Genomic DNA, 21,836 nt, shown 5'->3' on the forward strand with positions numbered 1-21,836 from the left:
GCCCCTCCTAACCGCGCGAACCGCACCCGACCCCTCTCTGGGCTGCGGCTGCGCGCTATCGCCGACACGCCGCGCCCGATGCGCCGCACACCAACAGCCGCTGGTGCCGGGCGGGCCGGCCATCCCGCTCACCCGCTGGATAGTCCAACTCGGCTAGGCGGGAGCCGTGCAGCCGTCCGAGGGCTGCCCGACGTTGGTGGGCGCTGTGCTGCCGCATCGCCCGGTCGTGGGCGTACCGGCGGAGCAGGTCGTGGAAGGCGAACCGGCCCGGGGCGTGCTCCTCGATGAGATGCGCGGCGGCGAGCCGTTCGAGCAACAGCTCCGCCTCGGCGGGTGCGGTCCCGCTCAACGCGGCGGCGGTCGCGGTCGAGAAGTCCTCGCCGGGCGCGAGGCCCAACAGCCGGAACAGCCGCTGCGCGGCTGGCGGCACCGTCTCGTAGGACAGGTCGAACGCCACCTGGATGGCCGCTTCGTCGTCGTCATCGGCGGCGAGGGCGGCGAGCCTGTCCTCGGTGCGCAACTCGGCTACGAGATCGGCGACGCGCCGGTACGGCCGGTGCGCGAGGCTCGCGACAGCGATGCGCAAAGCGAGCGGCAGGTACGCGCACAGGCTCGCCAGCTCGCCTATCGCCTCCGGTTCGGCGCGGGCGTGGTCCTCGCCGAGCAGCCTGGCCAGCAGTGTGCCGGCGTCATCGGGGGTGAGCACGCCCAGCGTGAGGCGGCGGACACCCTCGCGGGCGGCGAGCCCGGCGAGCCGGTCCCGGCTGGTGATGAGCACCAGGCAGCCCGGACCCCCGGGCAGCAGAGGGCGTACGTCCTCCGCCGAGCGCGCGTTGTCGAGCACCACCAACAGGCGTTTGCCCGCCGTCAGCGACCGGTACATCGCCGAAGCCCCGGCGACGTCGACCGGCACCTCTTCGGGGCGGACCCCGAGCGAGCGCAGCAGCACACCCAGCGCCGCGGTGGGCCGCAGCGGCGGCTCCGGGGCGTAGCCGTGCAGGTTGATGAACAGTTGCCCGTCGGGGAACCGGTGCGCCACCTGGTGTGCCCAGTGCACCGCCAGCGCCGTCTTGCCCACCCCGGCCGAGCCCGCGATCGCCGCGGAGACCGCCGGTGCGCCGGCCTCCGGGAGCAGCAGGTCCAATTCGGCGAGCGCCCGCCGTTGGCCGGTGAACAGGGCGACGTCCGCCGGAAGCTCGTGAGGTACGGCGACCGAGCGCACCACTGTCTCGTCCACGGGTGGCCGCCAGGCCAGCGACTCGTCGCCGCGCAACATCGCCCCGTGCAGCGTACGAAGCAGCTCACCGGGCTCGACACCGATCTGCTCGACCAGCAGCCGGCGTACGCGCTGGTGCGCGTTCAGCGCCTCGGCCCGCCGCCCGGACCGGTAGAGCGCCAGCGTGAGCAGCGCCTGCAGGCCCTCCCGGTAGGGATGCTCGCCGGTGAGGTTTGTCAGCTCGGACACCAGCTCCCCGTGCCGGCCCAGCGCGAGGTCGAGCTGGATGCGGCGTTCCAACGCGCTCAGCCGCCGCTCCTCGATCTGCGCGGCGGCGGTTTGCAGCAGCGGAGTGGACAGACCGTCGAGGGCGGGGCCACGCCACAACTGCAACGCCGCGCAGAGAGTCGCGCGGGCGCCAGCCAGGTCGCCGCCGTCCGCCATGACGTTCGCGCGATCGACCGCCTCGTCGAACTGGCGCAGATCGAGCTGCCAGCCGTCGAGGTTGAGCTGGTATCCCGAGCCCCGGGTGGCGATGAGCTCGCTTTCTGCGTGCTCGGAGCGTAGGAGACGACGCAGGACACCCACCCGGTTCTGCACCTGGGCACGCGCGCTGCTTGGCGGGTCGTCTCCCCAGGCGGCGTCGATCAACCGGCGGATCGACACCACTCGACCAGTGTCCAGGAGCAGAGCTGCCAGGATCGACTGGTTACGGGCTCCGCCGAGCGCCACGCCGTTGTCTCCGGCATGGACCTCGACCGGCCCGAGCATGGTGAACACCTTGATTCTCATCCGTTACCCCCGTACCGGATCATCAGTAAGACGTGCAGCCCTCCTTCGCAGGCGCCTCAGTGTCCACTGTGCAGACCACTTTTCGCTTGCCCGGACCGGATACGTCGCGCTTGTCCTCCCGGGCACAGAGAGGCCGGCGTCGGCCGCCTGGGGGGAGGCGACCGACGCCGGTGTGAGTGGGTGGATGTCGACCTCGGCCGGCGGTCATCACCGGTCGAAGTGCCTTATGCCGCGGCCGTGACCTGGGTGACGATGTTGCTGGTGGCGGTCAGGGTGCCACCGGTCTGGGCGCTCCACCACTTGAGGCGGCCCTGGTAGGCGGTATTCGGCGCCAACCCGGCCCGGTCGCAGGTGACGGTCTCCGGGTTGCCGGACACCGACCGGCGCGGCCCTTCCAGGAAGTCCCCGCCGACGGCCAGCCAGGACGCGCAGGAGACCCAGCCGGTTGCCTGTCCAGGATCGACCCGGGTCGACCACTGGATCGACGTGGACGTGGGAGCCGCGGGACCCGCGGAGGTGGTCATGGCCGGCGGGCCGGCGAACAGTGAACCGGTCACCGCCTCCCGCCACGCCTGGATGCTGCCGGAGTCGCCGATCAGGTCGTACTGCGGCCAGCCGGTCGCGTCGAAATAGGTGACGAACCGCGCGTCGGCCGTGTTGCGCATCCACCTGGCGATCTCGCGGAGCATCGCCGGCCGGTTCGCGTGGTCGTCCACACCCAGTTCCGCCACCGCGTACGGCTTGCCCTCTGACCGGGCCACCTCAAGACCCGGACGCAGGGCGTTGTGCGCCGCCATGGTCTCGGACTTCGTCACGTCGAAGCCGTAGACATCCCAGGCCATGACATCGACGTACGCCGCACCCGGGTAGTAGTCGCGCCAGTTCCGCCCGCTCTTCGGGTCGAGCGTCCAGTCCATCCAGATGGTGGTGGCGTACAGGCGCGAGTTGTTCGCCTGGTCGGCAAGGCCGGCGATGCGCTGCCACGCCGCCCGGTACGCAGCGGCCGTGAACGCCCCGTCCCGGATGTCGTCCTCCGGCTCGTGAAAGTAGCTCCAGTAGATGTCCCGGTCCCGTGGCGCGTTGGCGAACCACGTGCGCAGGTAGTCGTCCGCCGAGCCGGTCAGGATGACGTCGGCGTCGTACTTGAAGGACACCACCGTGGAGCGTCCCGGAGTGTTGAGCTTGGCGTCGGTCCACGCGCCGGGGGCGCCCGGGTAGAAGACCCGCAGGATCGGCAGCGTGCCGTAGCGGGCGTCCGCCGCCGCCAGTGCCTGGTTGAACGTCTGCCCTGACGGCTGGTGCACCGACGATCCGAAAAGCGTCGGGGTGCTGGCGCTCGCAGGCGTCTGCAGACCGACCAAGACCACGGCGGCGGCCGCCACCGCGGCGACGAGTCGTCTCAAGATTCCTCCTTGGGGTGGTTGGCGCGGGAACATCGACTGACGCCAGTCTCCGAGGGTGGGCCACACATCCGTCATGGAACGGCCATAGCCCCGGTGCGGCGCGGCTAGCTGCGGAGATGGCCCGGCGCGAGGGCTCGCGGGCGGGGCGACGCCGAGGGGGAACCTAGTATTCGGGTCATGAGTGCAGCGCGTCCCGCGGACCAACGGTGAGTCGTGCTCCCCGCAGCGACGGCCTCGCCAACCGGGAGAAGATCCTGGCGGCGGCGTTGCGGACGTTACAGCGTGACAGCACGGCTCCGATGGCGGCCGTCGCGCAGGAGGCCGGCGTGGGCGTCGGGACGCTCTACCGTCATTTCCGCGACCGCGACGCCCTGCTTGTGGCCCTGGAGGTCCGTTCCATCGGTATGGTCCTGACAATGCTCGACGAGGTGCTCAAGCGCGGGCTTCCGGGCATCGAGGCCGTGCGGGAGTTCCTGATCGGTACGGTGCGGCACGGTTCCGAGCTCTTCCTGCCGCACCACGGAGCCCCGGTCACGACCGACCCGGAGTACCGACGTCTTGACCGGCTCGTGTGGGAGGGCGTCGGTCGGATTGTCGAACTCGGCGCGGCGGACGGAACGCTGCGAGCCGATCTGACGGCCCGCGATGTCATCATTTTCGGCTCGCTGATCGCAGTTCCGATGCCTTTCGCGGGCGACTGGCCCGAGGTGGCGGGCCGCCAGATCGACCTGTTCCTCACGGCTATCCGCGCTTAGCCGGCGGCTGGCTGCTTGCGGTCTGGCCGCCGGCCGTCACCGTTGCGCCAGGGCCGTCATTGTTGCGCCAGGAAGGCGAGCAGGCGCTCGGTCAGCCGCGCCGGTTGTTCCTCGGCCGGGAAGTGGCCGCTGCCGGCGACGACCGCCGCGTCGACGTGCGGTGCCACGGCGCGGAGGCTGGTGGCGAGCCGGTCGCCGACGGCCTGATCCCCGCCGACAGCCAGGACCGGCATGGTGAGCCGGTTGCCCGCATCAACCCAGGCCGCATTGGCCCGGCCGTCGTCGAGCAGCGTGCGGTAGTGGCCGAAGCTCGACCGTAGGCGTTCTCTGCCGCGGTACGCGTCGGTGTACCGGCTCACCTCGTGCGACGCCAGGGGGTTGGTGTTGCCGGCGAGCTGGGCGTACCAGAGGTCGAAGAACTCGTCCTCGTGCCCGTCGATGAGCAACTCGGGCACGTGCGGGGTCATGAAGAAGCCGAAGTGCCAGCGGCCGCCGTGCGCGACGTCCATTGCCTGTTCCAGCCCGAGGCCGGGCACGGCGAGTTCCATGAGGGTGAGGCTGCGTACCTCATCGGGGTGTCGGCGTGCCCAGGCGAACGCGACCATGCCGCCGACGTCGTGCCCTGCCACGTGCGCGGCAGGTCCCAAGCCGAGGGTACGCAGCAGCGCGCGGATGTCCTCGGCCTGATTGTCTTTGTCGAAGCCGGTCTCGGCCGGCGCCGAACGGCCGAGACCGCGTAGGTCGGGAACGACGACTGTGTAGCCCGCCTCGGTGAGCGCGGGCAGGATCGGCAGCCAGCAGTCGCCGGTCTGCGGCCAACCGTGCAGGAGCACCAGCGGCTCGCCGTGGCCGCCGTGCAGGACGCTGAGATCGGTGCCGTTGGTGGTGATCGTGCTCCGCGTGAAACCGGGCGCCACGCTCATGTTTCCTCCAGCAGTGATTCCTTCTTATGCGGACGATATATTCCGTTTAACGGCGCCGCCACCCGGAGAAGGAGGAGGGTGTCGGCGTGGACCCGCCGACCGCGAAGCACCACACCAGAGAGGACATGCGGCATGACCAGCTTCGACCGCGCTGCCCCCGCCATCCCGGACGACGACCCGACCCGGACGCTGACCGTGGCGAACCCCGACGACCCGGCGACGACCTGCATCTCCCTCGCCGGGGGTAACTACGCCATGCTGATCACGGGCAAGCAGACCAACGGGCGGTACTGCCTCATCGACATGCGCGTCCCCGACGGCGGCGGGCCGCCGCCACACCGGCACGACTTCGAGGAGATGTTCACCATCCTCGAAGGGGAGATCGAGTTCACCTTCCGCGGGGAGGAGCACACCGTGCCGGCCGGATCGACAGTCAACATCCCAGCCAACGCCCCGCACAACTTCCGCAACGCCTCCGGCGCACCCGCCCGCATGCTGTGCATGTGCACCCCGGCGGGCCAGGACGAATACTTCCTGCGCGTCGGCGACGAAGTCGCCGACAGGGACGCGCCGCCACCGCAGCTCACCGACGAGGACATCGCGGAGCGTCGGCGGCGCGCCGTCGAACTGGCTCCCGAATACCGCACCGAGATGCTCTGACAGCCGCCATGAGGGCGGGAGCCGACGATCGACGGGTCGACCACGTGGAGCCGGCGGCCTGCGGTGGTGGAGGTGCGCCCGGCAGGATTCGAACCTGCGGCCTTGGGATTAGAAGTCCCCTGCTCTATCCGCTGAGCTACGGGCGCGTGGCGTGGATGTCGCGCCAAGAGGGTACCGCCGCCCTGCCTCGCAGCGGCGAAAAGGGTGCTCGCGTCCACATCGCCGAGCAGGGTCCCACGGCGGCCAGGTGGCGGGCATCCGGGTTCTCGTCGGTGGGCGCGGCGCTGGCCCGTACCCTCGGCTGGTGTTGCTGGACCCCGACGCCGAGAGCGGCGTCGCCTACGAGTTGTGCCAGGTCGTCGGCCGCGCCATCCTGCCGTTCCGGTCATCGGACGCCGCCGACCAGCGCTTCGGCACGGCGTTCTTCTTCCAGGCTGCCGACGACCCGGTGGGGGAGTCGCTGCTGACCGCCGCCGACCTGGTCGGCGCGGCGGGCGGCCAGTTGAGTCTGCGGGCGAGCGTCAGCGAGCCGGCCGGCGTCGCCCCGGACGCGATCACGGTGGCCGAGATCACCCCCGGTTGGGCGCGCTTCCCGGGCGACGGCGTCGCGGTACTCCCCACCGCCGGGCTGCACCGCTACGCCGGCGACGGCGGCTGGCGGTGGCGGGTGCAGCCGGTGCCCGCCGGAATCGCCGCCGGGCCCGAGGTGGTCGAGCGCAGCACCGCCGCCGCCGGGTCCGCGTTCGTGCTGGCCCATGGGGTACGCGCCGACGGCTCCCGGCCGCTTGAGGTGGCGATCGAGCGGGTGGTCCGCGACGGGGACACCGTGCGGATCACCACGGAGCTACCCCAGGGGTACGTCGGCGCGCCGGTCTTCACAGTGCACGCCGACGCCACCGGCGAGGTGTCGCTGTACTGCCTCGGCCTGGTCCTGCCCGGTGTCGACGGGCATCCGGTGGCCACCTTCGACCGGATCCGGGCAGTCCTTCCGGCCACGCGCGGCGACGCCTGAGCTGTCGCCCTGCGGGCGGGGTGGTCAGTCGTTGGCCGTCGCCCCGGTCCGGTCGGCAGGGGCGAGGTCGGTCGGGGCTGGATCGGCCGGGGCGGTGGGACCGGCGGCCAGGAACGCCTCGGCCCACCGGCCGACCTCGTCCAGAACCTGTCCGCGTACGGCTGCGCCGGAGAGCGTGAGGTCGTGCAGCCCTCCGTCGAAGCGGGCCAGTGTGACGTGCCGGCCGAGGCGGGGCGCGTACCGGACCATGTGCTCGACGTCCAGCACCGTGTCGGCAAGTGTCGCGTTCTCGTGCCATTTACTGCTCCGGAAGGAGCGGGTGGAGCAGGCCACCAGCACCGGCACCTGGATGTTCAGCCCGGCGCGTAGCCGGCGTTGCCCGGTGCGGATCGCGTTCAGCCAGCCGGCCCGGACCGGGAACCCGGCGAGCGGCTTCCACGCCAGGTCGTACGTCCACTCGCCACGATGGTCGGCGTGCAGGCTCTCGCCGTACACCGAGCCGAGCCCGAGCGGCACGATGCGGTGCGGCGCCCTGCGGCCCAGCCGGGCCGCGGCGGCCGCGATGGGCCGGCGCACCGCCCAGGAGGCGTTGAAGTCGAAGAAGGGGCTGTTGAGCACCAGGCCGTCGATGGTGCCGGCGTCGCGGCGGGCGTCCGCCCAGAGCGACATGATCAGGCCGCCGGTGGAGTGGCCCATCGCCAGCAGGGTGTCATGCCCGTCGTCGGAGCGGATGATCTCGACGGCGGCATCCAGCTCGGAGAAGTAGTCGTTGACGTCCTGGCAGAAGTTCGGGGTCTGATGCGCAAGCAGGCTGCGGCCGTATTTGCGCAGATCGAGGGCGTAGAAATCCCAGCCACGCTCGGCGAAGAAGTCAGCCAGGTGGGTCTGGAAGAAGTAGTCGACGAAGCCGTGCACGTAGAGCACCGCCCGCCCGGTGGGGCGCTCGGCCCGCCGGCGGACCAGTGTCGCGACGACAGGACCCTCGTCGTCGACGCCCAGGTCGATCGTCTGCCGCTCGTAGGGCGGCCCCAACACGTCCGGTTCCACGAATCCGACGCTACGCCGACCGGCTACCCGGTGGTAGCCCCGGCCCCGCCGGGCTCACCTCCCGGTCCGCGAACCGCGGCCGGCAAGCCCGCCGGCCCCGACCGGCCGTGCCTGCCGGCCGGGACACAGCGGGTACGCGCTCAGGCCGTCTCGGCGTCGGCGCGGCTCGGGTCGGCGGCGGGCAGCGCGTCCGGCTCCTCCGTGTCGACAGGGCTCTGCGGCGGGCTGACGTCGCGCAGGTGCTTGTTGTGCCGCGGCTCCTGGCGGGTCTTGGCGTCGTTGAGCCGCCGCCGCAGGTCGTCGCGGACGTCGTTGAGCGCGGCGTGCAGGTCCTCCTCGCCGGAGGTGGTGACGATCTTCTGGCGGCCGGCGATCCAGCACTCCAGGGTGACCTTCTGACCCCGGGCCTCCCGATCCTTCACCGACACCTCAAGCTCGGTGGCGTCGGCATGGAAGCTGGCCAGCCGGGCGTCGAGAGTGGCGAACTGCTCGGCGATCCAGTTGCGGTCGCCCTGCGAGAAACCGGCGCCGACCCGCAGGCACTCCGCCACGGTGGCCGGGTTCGCCACGGCGCTCATCGCCGCACCTCGGAAACGGTCGCGAAGCCGGAAGTAGTGATCATCATGACGCTGACCTCTCGTCGACGTGGAGCTGTCGGTGGTGCGTTGATCAAATCCATACCCACTCGGTCGGCCCCGGAACCGCCGGCAGCGTGTCGAGCGTGGTGGGCGTGCCGTGGGCGTGGTCGGCGGCACGGCAGGCGTCTTCGGCTGTAGCACATGCGGGCTTGATCAGGGCGTTATCCACAGGCGGTCCGGTTGTCCACAGGTCGAGGTGCGGCGCTGGCGACACACGCCGGCGCCGCTCAGGCTGAGGGCCGAGTCGACTCGCGCTGGCAGACCCCGATCCCCTGGAGGGACGATGTTCGACACCTACGTCACGATCGTCGGCAACGTGCTGACCGCACCCGAGTGGCGACGTACGACCCAGAGCAACACGCTCGTGGCCAACTTCAAGGTCGCCTCCACCGCCCGCCGGCTCAACCGCGACAGCGGTCGCTGGGTCGACGGCAATTCGCTGCGTGTCCGCGTCAACTGTTGGCGCAAGCTCGCCGAAGGCGTGGCGGCCTCCGTGATGGTCGGCGACCCGGTGGTGGTCTGTGGCCGCCTCTACACCCGCGACTGGACCGACGACGCCGGCAACCACCGCACCGTCTACGAGCTGGAGGCGGTCGCCGTCGGCCACGACCTGTCCCGTGGCCGGGCCCGCTTCCTGCGTAACCGGCCGGCTCTGACGACCAGCACGGTCGAGGACGCGGACGCCGAGAGCCGGGTGCACGGCGAGCCCACCGAGCCGGTGCCGGCCGGCCAGGCACCAGTGCTGCCCGCCGACCGCCCGGTGGACGACGACTTCGAGCTGTCCGACTTCGGCTCGCTGCGGACCAGCCCTGTCGACCACGACCCGCTCGACGACGACGAACTGACCCCTCCCGACGACGGCGACCCGCAGGGCGACGGCGACCCGCAGGGCGACGGCGACGACGAGTTGGGGCCGGTCCCCGACGAGGGTCGGCCGGACGCCGCGCCGTCCGGTCGGGGGCGGCGTGGCCGAGGGCGGGTTCCGCAGCCGGTGTGACCGTTCGGCTCGCGGTTCCCCCGGCCATGGCGAGGGCCAGGACATCGCGAGGGCAGGGCGGCGACGCCGGCACGGCACGACGGGGGCGGGGTGGCGATGCGACTCGCGTCGTCACCCCGCGTGTCTGCAGCACCGGGCTGGTGGAGCGCTGCGGACGCGGATCGGCTCATAGGGTGCTCGTCTAGGCTGGCTGGCCGGAGGTGGTACGCGTGCGACGGACAGCGCCGGTTGCTGACGCGGTGGGGCTGTTGGCCGGGTACGCCCTGGACAGGCTGCTCGGGGACCCCCGCCGGTGGCACCCGGTGGCCGGCTTCGGGCGGGCCGCCGGCGCGTTGGAGCGCCGCCTCTACCGACCGGACCGGACAGCCGGGGCGGCGTTCACCGCGCTCGCCGTCGGTGGGCCCGTGATGCTCGGTGCGGTCGCTGCGGCTGCCACCCGGCACCGACCGGTGGCCCGTGCGGCACTCGTCGCCGCCGGAACGTGGGCCGTGCTGGGTGGCCGCACCCTGCGGCACGAAGCCTCTGTCATGGGTCGAACGCTGCGCGACGGCGACCTGCCCGCCGCCCGGCAGCGCCTCGGCCACCTCTGCGGCCGTGACCCGTCGACCCTGGGGGAGTCCGAGCTGGCCCGAGCCACCGTCGAGTCCGTCGCGGAGAACACCTCCGACGCGGTGGTCGCCCCGCTCGTGTGGGGCGCGGTCGCCGGCCTGCCCGGCCTCCTGGGCTACCGCGCGGCTAACACCCTCGACGCCATGGTCGGGCACCGGTCGCAGCGGTACGCGCGGTTCGGCACCCCTGCCGCTCGGCTGGACGACCTGCTCAACCTGGTGCCGTCCCGGCTGACCGGGCTGCTCACCATCGCTGTCGCCCCGGTAGCGCACGGTGACCGCGAGCGGGCCTGGCAGGTGTGGCGGCGCGATCGCAACGACCACCCGAGCCCCAACGCCGGCCAGTGCGAGGCGGCGATGGCCGGCGCGCTCGGCGTCCGCCTCGGCGGCCGCAACGTCTACTTCGGGCGCTCCGAGGTACGCCCGTTCCTGGGTGACGGCCCGCGCCCCGAAGCACGCCACCTCAAGCGGGCCGCCCGCATCTCCGGCGCCGTCGGCCTGGCCGCCCTCGGGCTGGCAGCCGCGTACCCGGTGACCGTCGGCCGAGTGGTAAACGCCGTGGGTCGGCGCGCCCTGCACACAGCGGTCGGCGGGCGCGGGTTGGGTGGCGCGGTCGGCAAGCGTGGCCTGGGTGCGGCGATCAGCGGGCGTGGGCTGGGTGACGCGGTCGGCGGGCGCGGGTTGGGTGGCGCGATTGGTCAAAGCTGGTCGCGGGCTGTCGTGGCAGGGCAGGGGAACGGGCGGTGAGCGGCGGCCTGCTGGTCGCGGGCACCACCTCCGACGCTGGCAAGAGCGTGCTCACCGCCGGCATCTGCCGATGGCTGCACCGCCAGGGCGTGAAGGTGGCACCGTTCAAGGCGCAGAACATGTCGAACAACTCGGCAGTCGTCGTCGGGCCGGACGGGCGCGGCGGCGAGATCGGCCGAGCCCAGGCCATGCAGGCAGCCGCCTGCGGCATCGCACCGGACCTGCGCTTCAACCCGGTACTGCTCAAGCCGGGCAGCGATCTGGCCAGTCAGGTGGTGCTGCTCGGCGAGGCGGTCGACACGATCACGGCGAGCACCTTCGGGCAGTTGCGGCCCCGGCTCGCCGAGACCGCGTACGCGGCGCTTGCCGAGTTGCGTGACGCGTACGACGTGGTGATCTGCGAGGGCGCGGGCAGCCCTGCAGAGATCAACCTGCGGGCCGGGGACTACGTGAACATGGGCCTGGCCCGGCACGCCAACCTGCCCACCCTCGTGGTCGGCGACATCGACCGAGGTGGCGTGTTCGCCTCGATGTTCGGCACCGTGGCCCTGCTCGACGCCGCCGACCAGGCGCTGATCGCAGGCTTCGTGATCAACAAGTTCCGCGGGGACCTCGGTCTGCTCCAGCCCGGCCTGGACATGCTGCGCCAGGTGACCGGCCGCCCCACGTACGGGGTGCTGCCCTGGGCACTGGACCTTTGGCTGGACGCGGAGGATTCGCTCGCCTACGGCCGGGTGCTCGGTCGCCCCGCCGCGCCGCACGGGACCGAATGGTTGGATGTGGCAGTAGTGCGGCTACCCCGGGTCAGCAATGCCACCGACGTGGAGGCGCTGGCCACCGAGCCGGGCGTGCGCGTCCGCCTCACCGTCGAACCGGCTGAGTTGGCCGCCGCCGACCTGATCGTCCTACCCGGCTCGAAGTCGACAGTCGCGGATCTCGCCTGGCTACGCGAGACGGGCCTCGCCGACGCGATCCACGCCCACGTGAGCAGCGGAAAGCCGCTGCTCGGCCTCTGTGGCGGCTTTCAGATGCTCGGCCGGGCCATCCACGACCCGGTGGAAAGCCGGCAGGGCAGCGTGGCAGGGCTCGGCCTGCTGCCGATCGAGATCACCTTCGATTCGCGCAAGACCGTCCGGCAGTCGGTGGGCACCGCCCTCGGTGGCCTGCCCGTCCGTGGCTACGAGATCCACCACGGGTACGTCTCACACACCGACCCGACCCTCACCACGCTGCTGACCGGTGCCGACGGCGTCGGCGAGGGTGCCGTGCTCGGCCCGGTGTACGGCACGCACTGGCACGGGACGTTCGAGTCGGACGAGTTCCGTCGCTGGTTTCTCACCGAGGCGGCTCGGCTGGCGGGGCGCACCGGGTTCCGTGTTTCACCGGCCACCAGCTTCGCCGCCGCCCGGGAACGCTCGCTCGACCTGCTCGGCGACCTCGTCGAGGAGCACCTGGACACCGACGCCCTCTGGAAACTCATCGAAAACGGCCCCACTCCCGGGCACCCGTTCATCCCACCAGGCCCGCCACGAACCTGACCGGAGACTCAGCGGCGATTGTGTCTGTCGTCCCGGCTGGCCCGCGGCGCGGCGTCGCGACGGCAGAGTCTGCCCGTCCCCCACGAGTCGGGCCGGCGTGGTGGCGTCGGGTCGGACTTCAGGGGCGGATATCGGCGGGGCGATCCGTGGTGGGCAGACCGGCGGCGAGCCAGGCGTCCACGCCTCCGATCATGTCGGTGGCGCGGCGCAGGCCGAGGGTCTGCAGGCTGGCGGCGGCCAGGCTGGAGCTGTAGCCCTGGCGGCACACCAGCACGATCTCCCGGTCGTAGCCGGTGGCCTCCGGGATGCGCCAGGCGCTGGCCGGGTCGAGTCGCCATTCCAGCACCGTCCGGTCGATGACGACGGCGCCGGGCAGGTCGCCCTGTTCTCGGCGTTGCGTGTCGGTACGGGTGTCGACAAGCAGCGCGCCGCCGCGGACCGCCTCGACGGTCTGCTGCGGAGTCAGTCGGTGCAGCCCGGCGCGGGCCTGTTCGAGGAGGGCGTCAATGCCGGGGCTCATCACGTCTCGGAGCACCACCAGATCATGCCGAGCGGGCTACCCGCCCGCGTGGCGAACGGGTCGCCCGTCACCCGTCGCCGCCGCAATTCCCCCGGACGTGACGGTGCCCCGGCCGTGGCGGTCAGCCGGACGTGTCAGCCCGACCAACTCACGTCGGCCTTCGGCGACGACGGCATACTTCGGTGGTGTGGACCAGGCCACCGACCGCACCGACAGTAGGTTGACCGTGGCCGTCGTCGAGGCGTACACCGAGTTGGCTCGTCGGGTGCTCGCGGGCCCGGCGCGGTTGGGGCGGACCCGGCTTGTCGCTGTCGACGGGCCGAGCGGCGCGGGCAAGAGCCGGTTCGCGGCGCACCTCGCGGATGCCCTTGCCGAGCTGACCGGTCCGCCCCGGAGCCACGGTGAAGGCGGGCGACCTCCGGTGGTGCACACCGACGACCTGCTCGACGGTTGGGACGACCAGCTCACCTTCTGGCCGCGGCTGGAGGCGCAGGTGTTGGCTCCGCTGCGGGCGGGACGGCCCGGGGCGTACCGCCGCTACAGCTGGGTGCGGCGGTCGTTCCTGCCCCGCCCGGTCCCGGTGCCGGTCGCGCCGGTGCTGATCGTGGAGGGTGTCAGCGCGGCGCGCGCTGTCGTCCGGCCCGAGGTGACAGCGGCCGTGTTCGTGACCGCGCCCGCGCCGACGCGGCTGGCTCGCGCGGTTGCCCGGGACGGGCCTGAGATCCTGCCCGAGCTGCGCCGCTGGCATGCGGGGGAGCGGGCGCACTTCGCCGCCGACGGCACCGCCGGCCGGGTCGACCTGGTGATCGACGGTGCACCGACCCTGCCGTACGACGCCGAGAGGTACTACATGCGGACCCGCTGACCCGAGCCCGAGTCCGGGCCCGGACGACCCGAACCCGAGGGCGGGCCCGGACGACCCGAGCCGGGACCCGCACGACCTCAGCCGGGGCGTGGACGCCGGCCACCGACTGGGGCACGATGCGGGGAAGGTCGGGAACGGCGAACGGGAGTCACATGTCGACAACGGACACACCCGCACGACGCCGGGTCACCCTCACCGGCATCAGCTCCCGAGCGTGGGAGCATCCGGCGGACCGGGGCGCCCTTGTCGCGCTGCGGGAGCTGCGCGGGTTCGACGATGTGCTGCGGGCGTTCTTCGGCATGTGGAACGAGCGCGGGTTCCGACTCTCGGTGCTGGCCTCCGGCATCCGTGTCGACCACCGGCAGTACCCGGCGGTGTGGCAGCGCTACACCGAGGCCGCGGCGGCGCTCGACGTGGCGGAGCTGCCCGAGCTGTACGTGACGCAGTCTCCGTGGCTGGGCGCCGAGGCGGTCGGCCTGGAGCGGCCGTTCATCGTGCTGAACTCGGCGTGCGTGCAGCAGCTCGATGAGGACGAGCTGCGCTGCCTGCTCGGCCACGAGTTGGGGCACGTGGGCAGCGGGCACGCCGTCTACAAGACGATGCTGATGATCCTGACCCGGTGGGCGGCCAATCTGAGCTGGCTGCCGGTGGGCGCGTTCGCGTTGCGGGCGATCATCGCGGCGATGCTGGAGTGGTGGCGCAAGGCGGAGCTGTCCGCCGACCGGGCAGGGCTGCTCGCCGGGCAGGACCCGGCCGCCGCGCTGCGGCTGCTCATGAAGCTCGCCGGTGGCGGCGACCTGTCCCAGGTCGACACCACAGCCTTCCTGGAGCAGGCCGCCGAGTACGCCGGTGGGGGCGATGTGCGGGACAGCCTGCACAAGATCCGGATGACGGCGTGGAGCACCCATCCGGCGCCGGTGGCGCGGGCCGCCCAGCTGCGGCAGTGGATCGACTCCGGGGCGTACGGGCGGGTGCTGGCCGGGGACTATCCACGCCGCGACGACGACGGCTCGACAAGCGTCTCGGAGGAGATCAAGGCCGCCGCTGAGTCGTACCGGGAGGAATTCAGCAGGTCCACCGACCCGCTTGTCGGGTTGCTGCGCCGCCTCGGCGACGGCGCCAGCGACGTCGGCGAGTGGGTGGGCGGCACCGCCGGCCGAGCGCGCTCCTGGGTGGATGCCGCGACTGAGGCAGCCGGCCGGGCGCACCGCGCCGGTCGGGCTGCGCCCGGCGCCACGGCGGGTGCCGGCGGAGCCGGTGGCGGTGACGGTACGGGCTCGGGCGGCGCGGCGGTGTAAGGCCGGCATACGATTCCGGTCATGACCTCACCGATCATGTCCGAGTCCGAGGTGCGGGCCGCCGTCGAGCGGGAGATGCCCGGCGTCCGTGCCGACCTGGAGCGCCTCGTCCGTATCCCCGGCATCGCGTTCGACGGCTTCGACCACTCGCACGTGGAGCGCTCCGCCGAGGCGGTCGCCGAGCTGCTGCGCGGTTGCGGCCTGGACGTCGACATCGTGCGCTCCGGCGGCCAGCCGGCGGTGATCGGCCGGCGGCCGGCACCGCCCGGGGCGCCGACAGTGCTGCTGTACGCCCACCACGACGTGCAGCCGGTCGGTGACCGGTCGCTGTGGGAGTCCGACCCGTTCGAGCCGGTGGAGCGGGACGGCCGGCTCTACGCCCGGGGCGCGGCCGACGACAAGGCCGGCATCATGGCGCACGTGGCGGCGCTGCGCGCGTACGGTGACGCGCTGCCGGTCGGCGTGGTCCTCTTCATCGAGGGCGAGGAGGAGTACGGCTCCGACTCGCTGGAGCGACTGCTGGCCGAGCACCGCGACGAGATCGCCTCCGACGTCATCGTGATCGCCGACTCCGCGAACTGGGACATCGGCGTACCGGCGCTGACCACCTCGCTGCGCGGCATCGTCAACTGCTTCGTCGAGGTCCGTACGCTCGACCACGCCGTGCACAGCGGCATGTTCGGCGGTGCCGTTCCGGACGCGCTGACCGCGTTGGTACGCCTGCTGGCCACAGTGCACGACGATGCCGGTGACGTGGCGGTCGACGGGTTGGTCAGCCGTGGAGGTGCCATCGTCGACTACCCGGAGGACCGGTTCCGGGCCGAGGCGGGGCTGGCCGAGGGTGTGCAGTTCATCGGCACCGGCCGGATCACCGACCGGCTCTGGAACAAGCCGGCCCTGGCAGTGCTCGGCATCGACGCACCGGCCACCGGCGAGGCTCCGAATGCGTTGCTGCCGGCCGCGAAGGCAAAGCTCAGCATCCGTCTGGCCCCGGGCGACGACCCGAAGCGGGCGTACGCGGCGGTGCGCGCGCACCTGGAGAAGCACGCGCCCTGGGGTGCCCAGGTGACGGTGACGTTCGAGCACGACGGTGAGCCGTGCGTGATCGACGCTTCCGGCCCGATGTTCGACGCCGCCCGCTCGGCGTTCCGGGCCGCCTGGGACGGCACCGACCCGGTGGACATCGGTGTCGGCGGTTCGATCCCGTTCATCGCGACCTTCCAGGAGATGTTCCCGCAGGCGGCGATCCTGGTGACCGGTGTGGAGGACCCGCACGCCCGCGCGCACGGCCCGAACGAGAGCCTGCACCTTGGCGAGTTCGCTCGGGTATGCCTCGCCGAGGCGTTGCTGCTGGGCGCGGTGGCGGCGGCAGGTACGAACGGACGATAGGTGTCGGAACCGTAACTCCCTGTCTGATCTGGGAGTTTGCGGCGTGTCGCGGGCGGGTTTGTTATAGCCTTTCGAACATGAGTACGAACGAGGTGATGGCCCGCTTGGGGGCCGCCGTCAGTGCGCTGGGGGACGTCGACGTCTCCGCGTGGTCCGAGGACACGCTCAACGAACAGCTCGGTGAGCTCTCCGCCGCCCTGGTCGCCCTCGACTCGGTGCTCTCCCGGGTCGCCGGCGAGGTCCGCGCCCGGGGGCTGCGCATCGAGGAACCCGTCTCCGCCTGATTCGTCGCCCACCGCCGGTAGCGGTGGCGGCACCCTGCCGACACCGCCCGGGTACGGCAATGCCCGGGCGGTGTCGCAGGCGGCTGGCAGGATGAGGTTCGTGCGGTTCATCGATCTGGCGGCCACCTCCGCCGCCGTGAGCGCCACCAGCGGCCGGCGGGCCAAGGTGGAGCTGCTGGCTGACGCGCTGCGCCGGCTCGACCCGCCCGAGGTGGAGCCCGGCGCCGGATATCTCGCCGGTGAGCTGCGGCAGCGGCAGACCGGCGTGGGCTACGCCAGTCTGCGTGACCTTCCGCCGCCCGCCGCCGAGCCGACGCTGACAGTGGCCGCCGTCGACGCGGCCATCGAGCAGATCGCCGCGGTGCAGGGCGCGGGTTCGCAAGCCCGCCGCCGGACGTTGCTGGGCGCGCTCTATTCGGCGGCGACCGCCGACGAGCAACGGCTGCTCACCGCCCTGTTCGGTGGCGAGTTGCGCCAGGGCGCCCAGGCGGGGCTGTTGGCCGACGCCGTGGCTCGGGCCGCCGAGGTGCCCGTCGCGACGGTCCGCCGGGCTCTGCTGCTCGCCGGTGATCTCCGCGCGGTGGCGGTTGCCGCGCTGGCCGGAGGCGCTGCCGAGTTGGCCGGGTTCGGCCTGCGGGTCGGCCGACCGCTCGCGCCGATGCTGGCGCAGAGCGCACCCTCGGTCGATGAGGCGCTCGCCGCGACCGGCACGCCCGCAGTGGTCGACGTGAAGCTCGACGGCATCCGCATCCAGGTACACCGCTCCGGCGCCGACATCGCGGTGTTCACCCGCAGCCTCGACGAGATCACCGGCCGGATGCCCGAGGTGGTGGCCGCCGTCCGCGCCCTGCCCGGCCGGGAAATGGTCCTCGACGGCGAGGCGATAGGCCTGGACGACACGGGCCGCCCACTGCCGTTCCAGCAGACCTCAAGCAGGGCCGCACGGCGCACCACGCCCAGCACCACCGGGGGCACGCCTGTCGCACCGGCGGTGCTCGCCGCGGCCGCCACCACCGGCGCAACGGTGCTGACCCCGTACTTCTTCGATCTGCTGCACCTCGACGGCCAGGACCTGATCGACCTGCCCGGCCGGGAGCGGTGGGCCGCGCTAGCCGGCGCTGTCGATTCGTCGCTGCTGGTCGGGCGAATGGAGGTCGACGGCCCGGAGCAGGCCGGGGCCGCGTTCGCCGCCGCGATCGACGCCGGCCAGGAGGGCGTGGTGGTCAAGGCGCCGGACGCGCCGTACGACGCCGGCCGGCGGGGCGCGGCCTGGGTCAAGGTCAAACCACGGCACACCCTCGATCTGGTGGTGCTGGCCGTCGAGTGGGGCAGCGGCCGGCGCGAGGGCTGGCTGTCCAACCTGCATCTGGGTGCCCGCGACCCCCGCTCCGGCGACTTCGTGATGCTCGGCAAGACGTTCAAGGGGCTCACCGACGAGCTGCTGCGCTGGCAGACCGAGCGGTTCCTCGGCCTCGCCGTGGAGCGCGGCGACTGGGTGGTCCGGGTCCGTCCCGAGCAGGTGGTGGAGATCGCCTTCGACGGGGTGCAGACGAGTTCGCGCTACCCGGGCGGGATGGCGCTGCGGTTCGCCCGGGTGGTGCGCTATCGCGACGACAAGTCCGCCGCCGAGGCGGACACCATCGACGCGGTCCGGGCCATCCACGCCGGCCGTTCCACCGGTTGACCGTCGTCGCACCAGGCGGTTGATCCAGTTGGCCGGACCGGCGGCGGCCCGGTCACCGACGGGTCGCTCCAAAGATCGACCCGCCAGCGCGGCTCACTGGCTGGACAGCGATCGGGCGTAGTTGACCTGGTTGTTGATGTGCTGCACCTGACCCTGGTCGCTCACCGGGATCCGGGCCACGTACTGCTGGGCACCGTTGGTGACAGTCACCTGGACGGTGCCGCGGTGCCGGGTTTCCTTGACCAGTAGGAAGAGCAGGCTGAAGATGGCCACGCAGAAGAAGCCGACGATGGCGCAGACCAGCGCCCAGGTGGCGATCTTCTCCTCGCGCTGCCAGTAGTCGGCCACGTGCCAGCTCGCCCCGGCCAGCGGCAGCACCCCGGCCGGTGTACGGATGACCGGCGGGCTCACCGTGATCTCGGCGATCTGCACGGCGACCACCTCCGGCCCGGCGAAGCCGGCCGCCGCGACCGGGTACGCCGCCACCGGCGGGTACGGCCCGACCGCCGGCCACGCACCAGAGGTCTGCGCCGGCGGCCCGGAGAAAGAGGCCGGCGGTCCGGAGTACGACGCGGGCGGTGCGGAGTAGGGCGCGGCAGTCGCGGGCGAGATGGCCGGTGATGTGGGCGACTGCGCCGGCGCGGCGGGGAACTGCGCGGTCGGTGCCGGGGCGACCGGCGGCGTACCGAAGATCGCGTCGGCCGGGTGCGGTGCGGCCAGCTGCGGTGCGGGCGGGAACGGCGCGGTCGGCGGCATGGCAGCCAACGCGGCGGTCGGCGGCTCGGAGGCCAACGCGGCGGTCGGCGGCTCGGAGGCCAACGCGGCGGTCGGCGGCTCGGAGGCCCACGGATCGGTGGGCGGATGTGCCTGCGTCGCCGGCTCCGACTCGGGTCGCGGCGCTGCGGGATCCACGGTCATCAGCGCGCCCCACACGAATTGATCACCCGGCGGAGACTACCGGCTGCCGTGGTGCCCCGTGTTCCCCCGAGCGTCCGATTGCGACGCCGGTACGGTCACCGGGGCTCAGGCGGACGCGCTCGGCGTGGGCTCTGCCGCCCGGTCCAGCGGGGCGGTCTTCGTGTCGATTCCGGCGGCCCGGCGGGCCTCACGACGGGCCACCCAGCCGTAGCCGAAGAGGGCCATCACGGCGAACAGCCACCACTGCACGACGTAGCCGAAGTTCTGCCAGTTGTTGGCGTGCCCCACCGGCACGGCCTTGAACACCGGGTCGGCGGGCGGGGTCTGCTCGTCCAGCAGCAGGTAGCCGCCGTAGACCGGGTAGGGCAGCTCGCGGGCGAGGCCGGGCACGCCGACGCGGCGGGTCTCAAGCATCCCGTTGCGGCGGGCCACAGTGCCGGCGCCGCTCTCGGTCTCGTGCACCCGGCCGACCACCGTCACGTCGCCGGTGGGCGTGGCGGGCACCGACGGCTGTGCTGTCGCCCCGCCCGGAGCCGGCGGGATCCAGCCCCTGTCGACGAGCAGTGCGGTGCCGTCGGCGAGCACCAGCGGGGTGAGCACCTCGAAACCGACGCGGCTGTCGGCCGTCCGGCCCCGGACCAGGATGGTGTTGGACGGGTCGTACCGGCCGGTGGCGGTGATCCGGGACCAGACCTTGTCCTCCGCGGGCGGCGGGCCGGCGGTTCCCGGGCCGCCGGTGGGAGCGCGGAACGCCTCGGTCAGGGGCACCGGTGCCATCCGCAGGCCGGCGTCGATCCGCTCGTTGACCTCGGTACGCCCCTGGTAGCGGTCCAGCTGCCAGTTGCCCAGCCAGACCATGACGGCGGAGGCGACCACTGTCAACGCGAGGGCGCCCAGCCAGCGTGGGCTCAGCAGGAACCGGTACACGGCACCGAGGCTACCCGTATGACCGGGGCCACTGACCTGCACCGGGCCGGAGACCGTCGATCAGCCCGGATCGGGGGTGCTCGCGCGGAAGACCGGGCGGGTATCGTCACGCGGACGGCTCGGCACCCCGGCCGGTCGTCGCGTACCCGCCGCCGCCCGCGAGGAGTCGATGATGACCGTCGTGCCGCGCCTGGTGCTCAGCGCGCCGTCCTCCGGCCACGGAAAGAACGCGCTGGCGATCGGGCTGCTCGCCGCCCTGGCCGAGCGGGGTGTCGACGTCGCCGGGTTCAAGCTCGGCCCGGACCAGGTCGACGCCGCGTACCTGGGCCTCGCCGCCGGTCGGCCGGGCCGGGTGATCGACCCCCGGCTTGTCGGTGCCGACCGGCTCGCCCCGCTCGTCGCGCACGGCGCAGCGGGCGCCGGGCTAGCCGTGGTGCAGGGCAGCATGGGCCTGTACGACTCGGTGGGTGGCCGCCCCGAGCAGGAGTCCACCGCCGCTGCGGCCGCCGCTCTGCGCAGCCCTGTGGTCCTGGTTGTCGACGTGGCCGCGATGGGGCAGTCGGTTGCCGCCCTCGTGCACGGTTTCCGCTCGTACGACGAGCAGTTGTGGCTCGGTGGGGTGATCCTCAACCGGGTGGCGTCGTCGCGGCACGAGGGGATGCTGCGCGAGGCGCTGGAGGACGTGGGGGTGCCCGTCTACGGGGCGCTGCGCCGCCATGACCTGCCGTCGGTGCTGCCGTCGCGGCGGCACGGGGTGGCCCCGGTCGTCGACGGGTCGGCCGACGCCACCCGTGCGGTCCGTCGTCTCGGCGAGGCGGTCGCCGCAACTGTCGACCTGGAACGGCTGCTCGGGCTGGCCCGTTCGGCGCCGCCGCTGCCGGCAACGGCGTGGTCGCCGCAGGAGGCGCTCGGCGAACTGGTCGTCCCGGCGCAGCGTCCGCTGGTGGCGGTCGCGGGTGGGCCGGGCGGCAGTTTCAGCCATCCGGAGACGGCCGAGCTGCTGCGGGCCGCCGGTGCCGAGGTCGTCGTTGTCGATCCGCTGCGCGACGAGACGCTGCCGGTCGGCACCCGCGCGCTTGTCGTCGGCGGCGCGCTGCCCGAGGCGTACGCCGAGCAGTTGTCAGCCAACCGGAGGCTCTGCATCGCGGTGGCCGAGTTGGCGCGTACCGGGCGGCCGGTGGTCGCCGAGGGCGCTGGCCTGCTCTGGTTGGCCCGGGAGTTGGACGGGCTGCCGATGTGCGGCGTGTTGGACGCTGTCGGTGTCAGCCGGGACGGTCTCGTGGTGGGCTACCGGGAGGCGACCGCCCAGACCGATAGTGTGGTCGCGGCGAAGGGCACGGTGGTTGTCGGCCACAAGGAGCACCGCGCGGTGCTCACCCCGCGCGCTGGTCAGCGGCCGGCGTGGAGCTGGGACGGTGGCACGCCGGAGGGGTTCGTCTGGCGCAACGTGCACGCCTCACAGCTCACCCTGCACTGGGCCGCGCATCCGGCGACCGCTGCCCGGCTGGTCGCCGCTGCCGCGAGCGAGCCGACGGCTGAGGCGGTGCCCGCCACCCCGGACGGCGTGCCCGCGTAACGCCGGGTTCCGGCACCCGCCGGTGCCGGGCAGCCGGCT

The 21,836-nt window shown here is 72.7% G+C and carries 19 protein-coding genes, 1 tRNA gene and 1 pseudogene; 12 read left to right on the forward strand and 9 right to left on the reverse strand.

Annotated features, from left to right (window positions below; translation table 11 throughout):
* Window positions 1-55 precede the first annotated feature (55 nt).
* Window positions 56-2,008: an AfsR/SARP family transcriptional regulator gene (locus F4558_RS01485; protein ID WP_245241251.1), complete on the reverse strand. Its 1,953-nt coding sequence runs from the start codon at window positions 2,006-2,008 to the stop codon at window positions 56-58.
* A gap of 224 nt (window positions 2,009-2,232) precedes the next feature.
* Window positions 2,233-3,411: a glycoside hydrolase family 26 protein gene (locus F4558_RS01490; RefSeq protein ID WP_167942966.1), complete on the reverse strand. Its 1,179-nt coding sequence runs from the start codon at window positions 3,409-3,411 to the stop codon at window positions 2,233-2,235.
* 206 nt (window positions 3,412-3,617) lie between these two features.
* Here F4558_RS01490 and F4558_RS01495 point away from each other — a divergent pair, with 206 nt between their 5' ends.
* On the forward strand, window positions 3,618-4,166 hold the full coding sequence (locus F4558_RS01495) for a TetR/AcrR family transcriptional regulator (protein WP_167942967.1): 549 nt from the start codon (window positions 3,618-3,620) through the stop codon (window positions 4,164-4,166).
* 56 nt (window positions 4,167-4,222) lie between these two features.
* Here the strand turns inward: F4558_RS01495 and F4558_RS01500 are convergent, their stop codons facing one another.
* Window positions 4,223-5,089: an alpha/beta fold hydrolase gene (locus tag F4558_RS01500; RefSeq protein WP_167942968.1), complete on the reverse strand. Its 867-nt coding sequence runs from the start codon at window positions 5,087-5,089 to the stop codon at window positions 4,223-4,225.
* A gap of 132 nt (window positions 5,090-5,221) precedes the next feature.
* Between F4558_RS01500 and F4558_RS01505 the strand changes: the two genes are divergently transcribed.
* Entirely contained in the window at window positions 5,222-5,749 is a 528-nt protein-coding gene (locus tag F4558_RS01505) for a cupin domain-containing protein (RefSeq protein WP_167942969.1), read from the forward strand.
* 73 nt (window positions 5,750-5,822) lie between these two features.
* Here the strand turns inward: F4558_RS01505 and F4558_RS01510 are convergent.
* Window positions 5,823-5,895 (reverse strand) — tRNA-Arg (locus tag F4558_RS01510).
* Between the two features lie 158 nt (window positions 5,896-6,053).
* Between F4558_RS01510 and F4558_RS01515 the strand changes: the two genes are divergently transcribed.
* Entirely contained in the window at window positions 6,054-6,761 is a 708-nt protein-coding gene (locus F4558_RS01515) for a hypothetical protein (protein WP_167942970.1), read from the forward strand.
* A 24-nt stretch (window positions 6,762-6,785) separates the two neighbouring features.
* Here F4558_RS01515 and F4558_RS01520 read toward each other — a convergent pair whose 3' ends face one another.
* On the reverse strand, window positions 6,786-7,808 hold the full coding sequence (locus tag F4558_RS01520) for an alpha/beta hydrolase (RefSeq protein WP_167942971.1): 1,023 nt from the start codon (window positions 7,806-7,808) through the stop codon (window positions 6,786-6,788).
* A 140-nt stretch (window positions 7,809-7,948) separates the two neighbouring features.
* Window positions 7,949-8,386, reverse strand: a complete 438-nt coding sequence (locus F4558_RS01525) for an HPF/RaiA family ribosome-associated protein (RefSeq protein WP_053653027.1) — start codon at window positions 8,384-8,386, stop codon at window positions 7,949-7,951.
* A gap of 343 nt (window positions 8,387-8,729) precedes the next feature.
* On the opposite strand from F4558_RS01525, the gene F4558_RS01530 reads away from it, so the two are divergent.
* The 3 genes and pseudogenes from F4558_RS01530 to F4558_RS01540 all read left to right on the forward strand — a co-directional run bounded on the left by F4558_RS01530 (window position 8,730) and on the right by F4558_RS01540 (window position 12,336).
* A complete protein-coding gene (locus tag F4558_RS01530) occupies window positions 8,730-9,443 on the forward strand; it encodes a single-stranded DNA-binding protein (RefSeq protein ID WP_167942972.1) in 714 nt (237 codons plus the stop codon).
* A 209-nt stretch (window positions 9,444-9,652) separates the two neighbouring features.
* Window positions 9,653-10,627: pseudogene (locus F4558_RS01535) on the forward strand (cobalamin biosynthesis protein); the annotation flags it as partial.
* Between the two features lie 167 nt (window positions 10,628-10,794).
* A complete protein-coding gene (locus tag F4558_RS01540; RefSeq protein ID WP_167942974.1) occupies window positions 10,795-12,336 on the forward strand; it encodes a cobyric acid synthase in 1,542 nt (513 codons plus the stop codon).
* 118 nt (window positions 12,337-12,454) lie between these two features.
* Here the strand turns inward: F4558_RS01540 and F4558_RS01545 are convergent, their stop codons facing one another.
* On the reverse strand, window positions 12,455-12,856 hold the full coding sequence (locus F4558_RS01545) for a rhodanese-like domain-containing protein (protein ID WP_053653131.1): 402 nt from the start codon (window positions 12,854-12,856) through the stop codon (window positions 12,455-12,457).
* A 220-nt stretch (window positions 12,857-13,076) separates the two neighbouring features.
* On the opposite strand from F4558_RS01545, the gene F4558_RS01550 reads away from it, so the two are divergent.
* From F4558_RS01550 to F4558_RS01570, 5 genes are all read left to right on the forward strand, one after another.
* On the forward strand, window positions 13,077-13,721 hold the full coding sequence (locus F4558_RS01550) for a uridine kinase family protein (protein ID WP_167947170.1): 645 nt from the start codon (window positions 13,077-13,079) through the stop codon (window positions 13,719-13,721).
* 152 nt (window positions 13,722-13,873) lie between these two features.
* Window positions 13,874-15,019: a M48 family metallopeptidase gene (locus F4558_RS01555; RefSeq protein ID WP_053653025.1), complete on the forward strand. Its 1,146-nt coding sequence runs from the start codon at window positions 13,874-13,876 to the stop codon at window positions 15,017-15,019.
* A gap of 36 nt (window positions 15,020-15,055) precedes the next feature.
* Window positions 15,056-16,408 (forward strand): dipeptidase, encoded by a 1,353-nt coding sequence (locus tag F4558_RS01560; protein WP_197281444.1) that lies wholly within the window; start codon window positions 15,056-15,058, stop codon window positions 16,406-16,408.
* Between the two features lie 77 nt (window positions 16,409-16,485).
* Complete coding sequence (locus tag F4558_RS01565; RefSeq protein WP_030333429.1) at window positions 16,486-16,692, forward strand: hypothetical protein; 207 nt, start codon at window positions 16,486-16,488, stop codon at window positions 16,690-16,692.
* A 91-nt stretch (window positions 16,693-16,783) separates the two neighbouring features.
* Window positions 16,784-18,376, forward strand: coding sequence for an ATP-dependent DNA ligase (locus tag F4558_RS01570; RefSeq protein ID WP_209273151.1), 1,593 nt, complete (start codon window positions 16,784-16,786; stop codon window positions 18,374-18,376).
* A gap of 93 nt (window positions 18,377-18,469) precedes the next feature.
* On the opposite strand, the gene F4558_RS01575 is transcribed toward F4558_RS01570, so the two are convergent.
* Together F4558_RS01575 and F4558_RS01580 are read right to left on the reverse strand one after the other, a co-directional pair.
* Window positions 18,470-19,294 (reverse strand): hypothetical protein, encoded by an 825-nt coding sequence (locus tag F4558_RS01575; protein ID WP_167942976.1) that lies wholly within the window; start codon window positions 19,292-19,294, stop codon window positions 18,470-18,472.
* Window positions 19,295-19,399: 105 nt separating this feature from the next.
* On the reverse strand, window positions 19,400-20,221 hold the full coding sequence (locus tag F4558_RS01580) for an SURF1 family cytochrome oxidase biogenesis protein (protein WP_053653022.1): 822 nt from the start codon (window positions 20,219-20,221) through the stop codon (window positions 19,400-19,402).
* Between the two features lie 172 nt (window positions 20,222-20,393).
* Here F4558_RS01580 and F4558_RS01585 point away from each other — a divergent pair, with 172 nt between their 5' ends.
* Window positions 20,394-21,797, forward strand: a complete 1,404-nt coding sequence (locus F4558_RS01585) for a cobyrinic acid a,c-diamide synthase CobB (RefSeq protein ID WP_053653128.1) — start codon at window positions 20,394-20,396, stop codon at window positions 21,795-21,797.
* The last annotated feature ends 39 nt before the right edge of the window (window positions 21,798-21,836 follow it).

Source organism: Micromonospora profundi (assembly GCF_011927785.1).
Taxonomy (GTDB): Bacteria; Actinomycetota; Actinomycetes; order Mycobacteriales; family Micromonosporaceae; genus Micromonospora; species Micromonospora profundi.